This window comes from Bacteroides sp. 3_2_5 (assembly GCF_000159855.2).
Classification (GTDB): Bacteria; Bacteroidota; Bacteroidia; order Bacteroidales; family Bacteroidaceae; genus Bacteroides; species Bacteroides fragilis.
Genome location: NZ_JH636044.1, coordinates 1 through 12,057 on the forward strand (window position 1 = coordinate 1; position 12,057 = coordinate 12,057).

The window sequence follows — 12,057 nt, forward strand, 5'->3', positions numbered from 1 at the left end:
TAAAAACGTAAAGGGCTGAGGAAGAGGAAGGTTCTGATAATTGATTATGGAAAAGGGAAAGGTCGGGGAAGGAAAGGGACACATTATTATATTATATAGGGGAAATTTATAGGGGAGAGGGAAAAGGGGATTTGCCGAGAAAGGGAGAAGGAGAAGTGTTTGCGGGAGGAAATTGAGGAGAAAATAGGGAATTTAGCGGGAACTTGACGGAAATTAAACGGGGTTTAAGCAAAAAACTCGGTGGGACCTTGGCGGGAATTGAACGGGAATCAGACAGGAGTCAAACAAAAATTGAACGGAAGCCCGCGTTAACATTGTTAATGCGGTTGGGGAGAGATTTATTTCAGGGGCGGAAAGAACAAAGCTTTTGACTCGAAAAGACTTGTTATTTAAAGACAAAAGGCTTGATTTAACAGAGGGTTAAATCAAGTTATAGGAAGAGGAAAAACAAAAGGGGAAAAAGGATTGAGAATGAAGGAAATAGAGAAAAAAGGAGAACTTTTCTGGGAAAAGGGATAAGTGCCGGACCGAAAGGGATAGTTGCGATTAAAGCAAGTATGGGGGCAGGAGATTTTAAAAAGCAAGGTTGGGAGTGAAAGCAGGAGGAGTTTACTGTTAAAGACCAAAGGACATTGCTTAAAAACTAACCTTAGGAAAACAAACTGTGTACACTGGCACTGTCCGCCATTTTGTGTAGCTAGCATGGAGAGTCCCGATCCTTTCTTGAAAGCCACTAATATTCAGTTCCACCCAAAGTTATATTCAAGCTACACACCATTCTAAAGTAGCTTGGACACCTCCTTAACAGAAGCCTCAAAATGAAAATCTCCCATAACTTATCAAATATGCGCTTATGTTTTTATACTTTTGCATTCATATTCAGAAAAGAAATTATATGCGACTCGGACTTTTAACCGCTTTCATCCTACTCCTGTCTTTTACTACTTCCTGTCAATATAAGGAAGCACAGCCCCACCCTGCATTTAAAGATTCCATTGTCCTCGTAACTCCAGTGGAACCGCAACCGATTGCAAGTAAAAGCCAAACCGCCTTTTATCTGGATTCCATCGGTCTGATGAATATCGCCGAACTTGATTCTACATTCATTATCCGGCTCATGTACGCCACTCCGGACAATTTTACCGGTCAACTTCTTTATACTGATTTGAAAGAAGCATATCTTCACCCGGACGCAGCTAAAGCTCTTTTAGAAGCACATCTGTTACTTAAAGCCCAATATCCCAGCTACCGCCTGATAATTTATGATGCAGCACGCCCGATGTCCGTACAGAAAAAAATGTGGGATATGGTAAAAGGGACCTCCAAGTATATGTATGTATCTAACCCCTCACGAGGAGGAGGTCTGCATAATTATGGATTGGCAGTAGATATCAGCATAGCCGATTCACTAGGACATCCGTTACCCATGGGGACAGAAGTGGACTATATGGATGCAGCATCACACATAACAAATGAAGCAAAATTAGTAAGAGAAGGAAAAATAACGCAACAAGAACGAGAAAACCGAATTCTACTAAGACAAGTTATGAAAAGTGCAGGATTTCGTGCACTTCCCAGTGAATGGTGGCACTTTAACCTATGCAGCCGAGACGAAGCCAAACAGAAGTACAAACTCATAAACTAAAGTAAGATATGTATCTTTCTCCGGAAACCATCTTGTTTATCCGGGAGCATCGCAATGACGATGTACACTCCCTGGCATTACAAGCAAAGAGATATCCTCAAGTGGACATGCCTCTGGCTATCGTTCAGATAGCCGGATGGCAAGCTACCGTTTCTAAAATACCAAGTTGGCATGCAACAGAAGGACTTTTATATCCGCGCCATCTATCATTAGAGCAATGTTCATCGGAAGTTACCGCACTCTACAAAGCTTCACTGGTACATGGAGAAGGGTTAGTCGATCTGACCGGCGGATTCGGCATTGATTGTGCCTTTCTCGCTACTCAGTTCAAAACAGTCACCTACATAGAACGCCAGGAGGAACTTTGTGAACTTGCCATGCACAATTTCCCATTACTGGGGCTGAAACACATTCGGGTACAAAATGGCGACGGAGTGGAATATCTACAACAGATGCCGGCTGTAGACTGTATTTTCCTGGACCCGGCACGCCGCAATGAACATGGTGGAAAAACAGTAGCCATATCCGACTGTGAACCCAACGTAGCCACATTGGAAAAGTTACTACTCGAAAAGGGTAAGCAGGTAATGATTAAACTTTCACCCATGCTCGATCTTTCCTTGGCTATACGAGATATGCAGCACGTATCCGAAGCCCATATCGTCTCAGTCAACAACGAGTGCAAGGAGCTTCTGTTACTACTCCGGCCCGGTGATGATTCTCCGGAGATTCCATCTGCAATGTCTCAGCCCATCGTCTGCATCAATTTTGCAAACCAGGAAATACAACGTTTTGTTTTCACCCGCGAATCAGAACAAGCCACCGAGTGTTCATACACCCACGAAATAGGAACTTACCTGTATGAACCCAATGCCTCTATTCTCAAAGCCGGTGCTTTCCGCAGCATCGCTTCTTCGTTTCATCTGAGTAAACTTCACGCCAACAGCCATCTCTACACCTCAAACGAACGAATAGAAAAGTTTCCGGGACGCATCTTCCGGATAACCGGTTACTCGAGCCTCAACAAGAAAGAATTAAAAAATATTTTAAACGGATTAGATAAAGCGAATATCACCACCCGCAATTTTCCACAATCCGTAGCCGAATTACGGAAACGACTGAAACTAACCGACGGAGGTGATATCTATCTGTTTGCTACTACTTTGAACGATGAAAGAAAAATCATCATCCGGTGTGAGAAAGCATAAAATGAGGAGAGGCAACGTCGTCCCGACGCTGCCTCTTTCTCTCAATCAATTTATAGAAACTGTTTGTCCCAACGAATATATTTCATCTGATTGTCCATAGGGCTTTTCTTTCAACATCCCCTGGACCTTAACCACAATCCTATATTTGGATTCAGGTTCTTTCAGTGTATATTCCCACGAAGTAGGTTCACCTTCCAAAGAAATCTGATGCTCCAGCACCGCCCCTTTGTAAACCTGAACATAAACGGATAAAGGACGTTGTATCTCTTCCGGAATCGCTGAAGGTAGTTTCCACTCCAACACCGCATCATTATCAGGTGTCAGTGACGATTTCAAATCGGTCACCGGAGGTAAGGAAACTCCATCTTTAAAATCAATGATATCGCGATCCTGGCAACCTGTGACGGCAAGTATACAAAGCATCACAGAAAAAAAGTATAATATTCTTTTCATAATCGTCTGTTTTTTATTAGTAACCCGGATTCTGTATATAATTTCCTTTCGCCCAGTTCATCTGTTGCTGAGGAATAGGTTTATATTCATCTCTTCCCGCAACAAAGACCGCATTATTCATCCAAGAGAAACGGGTTTTCTCTTTTTTGAAGTAAGCATTCATCGTAGGCTCCAGGATTCCCCATCTTTGCAGATCGAAGAAGCGTCTTCCCTCACATGCTGTTTCAAGACGATTCTCAAACATCAATGCTTTCCATGCATAGTCTTTGGTCCAAGCAGCCTCATCGGTATACAAGCTGACCTTATAATTCATGTAAGGAGTACCATCTGCCATCAACAAGCGAATTCTACTGTTATTAGCACGTTCGCGCAGCTTATTAATGATAGGACGAGCTTCTTTGTGACGATCCAACTGAATCAGGATCTCAGCTTTCCACAACAAGACTTCAGCATAACGAATTTGCTTCACATTCATCGAATTACGGTTTACAATGATACAATCGCAACCGGCAGGAACCAACTCTTTAACAGATTTCAAATAACCATAATCACCGGGGCTTCTGGAAGCCTTTTCCTCGTACAGCAAATCCGGATTATATTTATAAGGATATCCCGGGATAGCCGCCGTATGACTCAAACGAGGGTCAAAGCTATTTTCATCGAAATACTCTTTGAATCTTCCTTTCATTTCCGCATCGTTAAACGTATCGAACAAAGGCAATCCGTCTGTACCGGTTCTGAAGGCATTTGCCATATTAAAGCTCATCTTATGGAAGTCACAACATGGGAAATAAGGTTCCCAGGAAGGAGCATTCAATTCTGCACCATTGTTTGTATTTCCTCCGCTTGATGTTCCGTCGTTGATAGAATACTGGATTTCCCAAATTGCTTCTTTGGTAGCATTATCATATTCCGGCAAGAAGTTTTCGGCAAAGTCTTCACACAAGCCTACGTTTCCACCTTCTTGATCAGTGATCTCGTTGATATAAACCAAGGCACGTTCCAGAATCTTCTTATCCACTTCGACTACCTGATGTCTTGCATCCTGCTTGTACGCCATGAACAATAAAGCTTTGGCAGCCATTGCACGTGCGGCATTCTTGTTGATACGACCTATCTCCTCTTGTTTTTCAGGCAACAGTCTGACAGCCTCTTCCAAATCGGCAACAATGTGTTCCCACAAATATGTATCATCAGTACCATTGGGGCGGTTCGAGATATTAGTCACATCTTCCACCGTTCTTCCGTTCTCTTCATCCACCCAAGGAATGTATCTCCACAGAGTCTTCATAAAGAAATAGGTAGCTCCGCGCAAGAATTTCACCTCACCGGTACGTACACCTTTCAACGGATAGTTTTCATCAGTAACTTTAGACAAGGCATAGAGTGCCAGGTTGTATCTGGATATCGCTACATATCCTTTGAACCAAGGTCCGTCATTGTTCCCTACATTGGCAGTTACAGAAGAGAAAACTTCCATATCGTGCCAGGCCGACTGGTCACTTACACCCGATCCGCCTTTGTAAGCATCATCCGATCGGATAGAACCATGCATCCACCATGCATGAGCTTCCGACCAGGGCAGATAAGGAATCAGCGAATAGCACGGAGTCACAAAATCATCAATATGTTCGGGCTTTCCTAATAATAAATCATCAGCCAGCACCCCTTTAGGGTTAATATTCAATTGGTCGGCACAGCTCGTCACCAATAAGGAAAGCAAAAGGGCTGATGACAGAAATAAACTATAAAAGGTTTTCATACTATTTCTATTTAAAAGGTTATATTAACTCCGACTGTAGCGGTAAATGGAATGACATAGCCAAAGTCACGGATTTCAGGATCGGGACCTGAGAAACGATTGCTATCCCACCATTTCTTGATAGTGAATACATTATTAGCCGAAACATAGGCACGCAAGCGGCTGATCATGGCTTTCTTCACCATACTTTCCGGGAAAGTGTATCCCAGCTCTATCGTTCTCAACTTCAAGTACGAACCGTCTTTGAGGAAATACGTAGACGTACGCTTTTCATCATTGGTGTTACGAGTAGACAGAGCCGGAATGTTAGAGTCCGGATTCTGAGGAGACCAAGCATTAAATACACCTTTCAAGTGGTTGGTATTATTCACATTCTGAATGTTCCAGAAATCACTGTATTCAATCCATGAATCCCAAACATCTCCGCCATGCACACCCTGGAAGAAGAGAGCTAAGTCTACATTCTTATACGAAGCCTGAAGATTCAAACCATAAGTAAAGTCCGGGTCACTGACACCAATCCATGTACGGTCGTAGTCCTGAGTGATACGTCCGTCTCCGTCAAGGTCTTTATAGCGAATGCGTCCCAAACCTTTTCCTGCCTGCTGCGGTGAATTGTCCACCTCTTCCTGTGTCTTGAAGATTCCGTCTGCCACGTATCCGTATATAGAGTTACGGGGGCGTCCGATGATATCATCCAACATACCGTTTCCACCATATACACTTCTCACATTGTCCGGCAATTCAGTAATCTTATTCTTGAAAGTCGCGATGTTTCCCGTAATGCTATAATTAAATCCCGATGGAAGACTGTTCCGGTATGTCAGCAAGATTTCAACTCCACGGTTTTCCATACTCGGACCATTCACATAAGTATCTCCACCTTCACCGAATGCACCGATATAAGGGGGCAAATAAAGCATATCGGTTGTCTTCTTATAAAAGTAATCGATTGTTCCGACCAGGCTCTGGTTGAAGAAACCAAAATCGATACCGTAGTTGGTCTGTGTTACAGTTTCCCATTTCAATGTCGAATTACCGGTGAGATATTTACGGAAACCAGACTGTAGAGAACCGCTCTCCTGTCCGTTCATAGCATAAGAAGTTCCGTTATAATCGGCTACATAACTACTTTGCAGGTATCCGCTAGGAATGGCCGAGTTACCATTACGTCCCCAACTGAATCTCAGCTTCAGGTCCGAAAGAAAATCTACATTCTCAAGGAACGGTTCATTCTTTATTCTCCATCCCAAAGAAAATGCCGGGAAGACTGCCCAACGGTTATCAGCACCGAACTTGGAAGAACCATCATAACGTAATGTTGCCGATGCCAGATATTTGGAAGCATACGAATAGTTGAACTTACCGAAGTATGACAACAGAGCATAAGCATCACCCGAACCGGTAGCCTCTGTAATCTTGTCACCGGTAGCCGAACTTAAAAAAGCATAGTCTCTGTCTTCCAGAGTCAAACCGTCTTTACGTGCATAGAATGCTTCACTTTCAGCTTTCGTAAATTCCATTCCGACTACAGCTCCTATCGAGTGTTTTCCGAATTGCCCGTTATAGTTGATCTGGTTAGTCCACTGGTATTCCAGGAAATGAGTCTGATCGTTGCGGACATAGTTGAACTTTTCATCACGGCCCGAACCGTCTGCTTCACTCCATTTTTTATCGACTGCACGATAATATGAACCACGATAATCTACACCGAATGATGTTCTCAGGTTCAAACCTTTGATAATCATCAAATCGGCATACGTATTACCAATTACCTTCAGGAACTTATTGACATTGTCTTTCCCCAGGATAAGGTCTTTCACCGGATTACGATAGTCATCCATACCCACATCGAGAGAAGCACCACCCCAACCACCGGTTTCGGTATATACAGGAATGATAGGGGGTTCATTTGCAGCAAGCTGTGTATGGTTGGCTTCACGATAATTCATATAGTTCAACTCCAGGTTTTCACCTACTTTCAAACGACCATTCAATAAGTCATACTCCGAGTTCAAACGAGCCGAATATTTTTTCCAGAAAGTTTCAATCTGAATACCTTCTGTGTTTTCATAACCCAGGTTGAAGAAAGTACGTGATTTATCAGTACCACTCGATACTGAAATCTGATGGTTCTGCGATACTCCGGTACGAGATATTTCATCGATCCAGTTAGTATCGGCTGAGCGCATCGTCTGAGCTGTATTCAGCCATTCCACCGGTTTCACGGAATTAAGTACCGGATAACCGTTGCTGTCATAACTCCAGTCATAATCGAAGAAACGGACGCTTTGCTTGATTTCACCAAGTTTATCGTCGTTTGCATACGCTTGCCAGATGGCACGTCCATACTCATCGGTATTCAACAGGTCGGGTTTATTAACCCATTTAGAGAACTGTACACGACCTTCGTAACTAATCTTCGATTCACCCTTTTTACCCTTCTTTGTTTCGATGATAATCACACCACCGGCAGCTCTCGAACCATAAATACTGGCCGAAGCCGCATCTTTCAGCACCTGAATCGATTCAATATTCGCCGGGTTGATATCACGCAGGTTATAGTCTCCTGCCAATCCGTCAAGTACGATCAGCGGGTTAGGCTGCGCATTCAGTGACGTAAGTCCGCGAATCTGTATCGAAGCATTTCCCCCAGGGCTACCATCTGTAGTAATAAATACACCCGGCAATTTTCCCTGTAAAGACTTCAATGCATTAGTCGAAGGATTCTGAGCCAAATCCGAAGTGTTGGCCATAGCAACCGAACCGGTAAGATCAGCTTTACGCTGTGTCATATAACCGGTCTGGATCACTACTTCGCCCAACATCGTGGCATCATCGGCCATCACCACATCAATCTGACTCAATCCTTTCACTGCTTTCTCCTGTGTAGCCTTTCCGATAAACGAGAATACCAGAATATCTTTATCGGAATTCACATCGACCGAATACTGGCCATTCAAATTTGTAATTGTACCCTTCGAAGTACCTTTTACCGAAACGTTTACTCCAATTAACGGATCACCTGTTTCCTTTTCGGTCACCGTACCCGTAATGACTTTCGTCTGGCTGATATCCAGATTGCCCGCGTATGCCATCAATGTCCCCGAGGACAAGACAACCACCCAGACCAAAAGCCTTCTCAACACTTCTTGCAGCCAGTCACTTCCGGAGGCCACAAGGCAAGGTCTTTCATGTTTCATATTCACCAATTAGATTTAATTAAAAATTTAAATAATACTATCATATGTTTTTCAGTCTGCCGAAGCCTCAACAGCAGGCAGCAACTGCCGGCGGGCTTCTTCAATACCTGAAGTTCCAAATACCTGTGCCTCCGGATCGCCATACCAATAAATAGTAGTGGCATAATCGGCCTCACCTCGTTTCCATCCCAGCATTTCAATATCGAACTTAAAGCTCTTATTGAAAGGAATACCATCCAGATGGCGGGTGCGATAGAAAGCATTATAACCGTGAGAGCTTTCCAAATCGGCTCTCGGGGCTCCTCCAAATGGAGTATAGAAAGGCACTACCGGTGCCCATGAACTATTGTAGTAATCTTCTGTGCCTGTACCGAAATGTGATGGGAAAGTATCGTCGTCCACCCAAATCTTTTCATCACCTTCACCATACCACAACGGGGCATGATTATAAAGTGAAAGTAAATCGCCTTTGTAGACACCTCTACCTTTCAGGGTAGCAAAGTTCCATTCTATACATTGGTCGGCCTCTTCAGGTTTATCGTGGATATAGATACCATTTTCCTGTCTCCATGAAGCATAGAAATACAACGAACGATCTTTATTCCACTTTAATGGAGCTACATTCACCTCCATTGTAGCAGCAACCGACCGGGAAGAGAGGTTAAGTACTTTCAGCACACCATCTTTTTGGTAAGGCATCAACCAACGACTGGAGATATTTCCTTTTCCATCGGATGTCAGATACCAGCTATCTACCTTGGGGGCACCCATACCACCTCCGGAGAAGTCACTCAACGGTACCCATACGGTCTGCTTTCCGTCAAACCCGGCACTGAACACCAATTCCCGCATCAACTGGGCATATTGTTCAGGATTATCGGTACGAATATTGAACTTCACTTCGTATACCGCATTTTCGCCTGCAGGCAGAGGGATGACCAATGAATCGGAAGGAAGAATACTCTTCTCCTCCCGGAGGATCTCACCTTTACGGCCGGCTACCGGCTGAAGAAGACGGTTGTCTACTTCGGCAATCTTCTGTGCCGCTCTCTCCACTACCTCCTTAGAAAAAGTCTCTACCTGTGTGCCTTCGGGATATTTACGGAAGTTGATGTGATAATACTTGGGAGTCGGATTCACTCCCGGCTCGTCTTCGAATGTCACTTTACATCCACGGGCATAAGGAATAGGCAGGAACAAGGTATTTCCTCCTTTACCTTCGGGCGTATAGCTGGTGTGTGCCTGTAACATTCCCTTTCCCAATCCGGGTACATTGATCCGCATCAGGTCATAAGCCGGAATGATCCAGCCCGGTTGATCAGAACCATCAAAATAAAACCGCCACGTACCCCGCTTGTCAATGGTAGTAATCCAGATACGAGTGATCGCTCCAGGTCCGACTTCGTCGAACATCACTTTCTCAATGCGGCCTGCCACCGTATCTACCCGTTTGATTCCAAACCCGTCACTATTGGCAAACCAACCGGCAGAATCGGGTGATACTGATGCACGGTCGTAGCTACTTTCCTGACGACAGGTATAAGAGGGAACCGGATACAGCGCCTGTTCCTCCACCGATACCATTTCGTCCAACAACGTTTCCAGCGTTACCGGCTTATCCGACACCCGGGAACTACATCCCCACGAGCAGAACAAGAGTCCTGCACAGACGGACCACCATAGATTTCTTTTACTTTGTTTCATACTTATATCCAATTTTGTGTTTATTATATTTTCGAGAAAGCATGTTCTTCTTTCACATTCTCCTCAGCCTCTTTATCCACTCCCAGCTCTTTTTCTATTGCCTCCAGTGACTTGCCCTTGGTCTCGGGCACACAAAACAAAATGAATGCGAATGCTGCAATGCTGAAAACGGCAAAGATTCCGAAAGCAACCGATCCGCCCAGGTTATTCAGTATCCAGGGGAAAAACTGAACGGTGAGAAAAGTACATAACCAGCTGATTCCGGTGGAGAGTGACATAGCTGTTCCACGAATACGAGAAGGGTAAATCTCGGAAGTCACCACCCACATCAAAGGTGCCAGTGAAGCGGCAAAGAATCCGATATAGCATAACACGGCTATTAAGGCACCGATACCATTGGCTGCCGGAACTACGAAAGTGTAAACCAAGTACAGCAATGAGATGCCCATCCCCAGACTTCCGCAAAGAAGCAGAATCTTACGCCCTACTTTATCGACCAGCCACACAGCAATCAGGGTAAACAGCAGATTCACCACTCCCACCAGGATAGATTGCACAAGGGCAATATCCCCGGCAACACCTGTCATCTCGAAGATGGAAGGTGCATAATTGATGATGACGTTAATACCCGTGATTTGCTGTAAGGCGGCCAGTATAGAACCTATGAAAACCACTTTAGCCAAGTTACCCTTAAACAATTCAGTTACCTTTATCCTATCTCTACCTTCTTGTGTGTTTGTGTCGGACACGGTCATCTCACCGGCTTCCAGGTTCAGTTTACTGGCCACCTGCCTGGCTCTACCTGCTTTTCCACGAGCCGAAAGCCAACGTGGGCTCTCAGGCAATATACCCAATAACAACAGATAGGCCACACTAAAGAAGAACGGGAATCCCAACATCAGGCGCCAGTTCCGCTCATAGTCCAGCAATATATAATCTACAATGTAAGCAATTAGAATTCCTATCACAATAGCCAACTGATTGTAGGAAACCAGTGTTCCCCTCAGCCGGGCAGGAGATATTTCAGATATATAAATAGGTGCTACGGCAGAGATCACTCCGATACCCAGCCCGCATATCAGGCGAAAAACCAGCAGTGAAACCAAATTACCGGATAATGCGCAGCCCAAAGAAGAAACAATAAAAAAGACAGCTGACGAGAACATGACTTTCTGTCTGCCATAACGGTCGCTAAAACCTCCTCCCAGCAAAGCACCGCAAAGGCAACCTACGGTCAGAATACTTACCACCAATCCCAAAGCCATATCATCCAACATGAATTGTTCCTGTAAAAAAGGAACGGCTCCGGAAATACCTGCCATATTTAATCCCACAATCAATCCACCAAAGACGGTGATAAAGGTATATAGGAATAAAGGTTTGTTCTCTCTGTTCATTTTGATTCTAAATTTATAGTAGTTATACGATGTGTGATTGTTGATGCAAGGTTAGCCAGAATAGTACAGAGGCGATATAACGCAGGAAACAAATAATATAAGAATGGTAACATCCGGCAAAAATACCGGCAGACTATCAATCCGGTTACCCGCTGATGTAACGAAAGGATAAAACTAATAATGAAGCATTTGGAAAAAAATGATTCTTGTAAGAAGTAGATTGTCTTTTATCAAAAGGAAGATAATGTTTCAAAAGACGTTCGTCTGATGCAACAAAGATAAGACGCTTTTTTCATATGTGCAAATATTTCTACATTATTCTAATAATCAGTTATTTATCTCTTCTTCTTATATTCAGTGCACAGAGCCAAAACAGTGTTTCAAAAAAGGAACGTTTTTTGAAACACAACAGTCGTTCTATCTGTCTAACTTACACAAACTTACCGCAAAATAAAAGCTGTATTCACAGCCTGCCATAGCCGGCCTGTCCATTCTTAATGGGAAGGTCTTGCTGAGTATGATCTATTTTATTCATTTTTAAACATTTGAGTTATGAATACGAAGACAAAACTTCTGTATGTAGGCTTTCGTGCGTTAAACACATGCTGTCTGTGCGCGGCTTTTTTAATGATAACATCGTGTGGCGACAATGTTGTGAACCCCGACAGCCCGGAACTGGACGGAG

At 43.9% G+C, this 12,057-nt stretch carries 7 protein-coding genes; 2 read left to right on the plus strand and 5 right to left on the minus strand.

All coding sequences use genetic code 11. The features are described from left to right. The first annotated feature begins 853 nt into the window (after window positions 1–853). Window positions 854–1,645, plus strand: a complete 792-nt coding sequence (locus tag BSHG_RS17425; RefSeq protein WP_014299639.1) for a M15 family metallopeptidase — start codon at window positions 854–856, stop codon at window positions 1,643–1,645. Window positions 1,646–1,653: 8 nt separating this feature from the next. Continuing rightward, window positions 1,654–2,853, plus strand: coding sequence for a THUMP-like domain-containing protein (locus BSHG_RS17420; protein ID WP_005783443.1), 1,200 nt, complete (start codon window positions 1,654–1,656; stop codon window positions 2,851–2,853). Between the two features lie 45 nt (window positions 2,854–2,898). Here the strand turns inward: BSHG_RS17420 and BSHG_RS17415 are convergent, their stop codons facing one another. Genes BSHG_RS17415 through BSHG_RS17395 form a run of 5 tightly spaced genes read right to left on the minus strand, consistent with a single transcriptional unit; the run spans window position 2,899 to window position 11,372 of the window. After that, window positions 2,899–3,306 carry a DUF4945 domain-containing protein gene (locus BSHG_RS17415; protein WP_005783445.1) on the minus strand — a complete coding sequence of 136 codons (408 nt, stop codon included), beginning with the start codon at window positions 3,304–3,306 and terminating at the stop codon, window positions 2,899–2,901. A 16-nt stretch (window positions 3,307–3,322) separates the two neighbouring features. Further along, a complete protein-coding gene (locus tag BSHG_RS17410; RefSeq protein ID WP_005783447.1) occupies window positions 3,323–5,068 on the minus strand; it encodes a RagB/SusD family nutrient uptake outer membrane protein in 1,746 nt (581 codons plus the stop codon). A gap of 11 nt (window positions 5,069–5,079) precedes the next feature. Further along, window positions 5,080–8,271 carry a SusC/RagA family TonB-linked outer membrane protein gene (locus tag BSHG_RS17405; RefSeq protein WP_005783448.1) on the minus strand — a complete coding sequence of 1,064 codons (3,192 nt, stop codon included), beginning with the start codon at window positions 8,269–8,271 and terminating at the stop codon, window positions 5,080–5,082. A 51-nt stretch (window positions 8,272–8,322) separates the two neighbouring features. Further along, complete coding sequence (locus BSHG_RS17400; RefSeq protein WP_008657754.1) at window positions 8,323–9,975, minus strand: glycoside hydrolase family 172 protein; 1,653 nt, start codon at window positions 9,973–9,975, stop codon at window positions 8,323–8,325. 23 nt (window positions 9,976–9,998) lie between these two features. Continuing rightward, window positions 9,999–11,372: a sugar porter family MFS transporter gene (locus BSHG_RS17395; protein WP_005802077.1), complete on the minus strand. Its 1,374-nt coding sequence runs from the start codon at window positions 11,370–11,372 to the stop codon at window positions 9,999–10,001. Window positions 11,373–12,057 lie beyond the last annotated feature (685 nt).

Bases quoted from the DNA above. Each gene is read 5' to 3' on its own strand.
- BSHG_RS17405 (WP_005783448.1), bottom strand. From the start codon at position 8,271: ATGAAACATGAAAGACCTTGCCTTGTGGCCTCCGGAAGTGACTGGCTG.
- BSHG_RS17425 (WP_014299639.1), top strand. From the start codon at position 854: ATGTTTTTATACTTTTGCATTCATATTCAGAAAAGAAATTATATGCGA.
- BSHG_RS17395 (WP_005802077.1), bottom strand. From the start codon at position 11,372: ATGAACAGAGAGAACAAACCTTTATTCCTATATACCTTTATCACCGTC.
- BSHG_RS17420 (WP_005783443.1), top strand. From the start codon at position 1,654: ATGTATCTTTCTCCGGAAACCATCTTGTTTATCCGGGAGCATCGCAAT.
- BSHG_RS17415 (WP_005783445.1), bottom strand. From the start codon at position 3,306: ATGAAAAGAATATTATACTTTTTTTCTGTGATGCTTTGTATACTTGCC.
- BSHG_RS17410 (WP_005783447.1), bottom strand. From the start codon at position 5,068: ATGAAAACCTTTTATAGTTTATTTCTGTCATCAGCCCTTTTGCTTTCC.
- BSHG_RS17400 (WP_008657754.1), bottom strand. From the start codon at position 9,975: ATGAAACAAAGTAAAAGAAATCTATGGTGGTCCGTCTGTGCAGGACTC.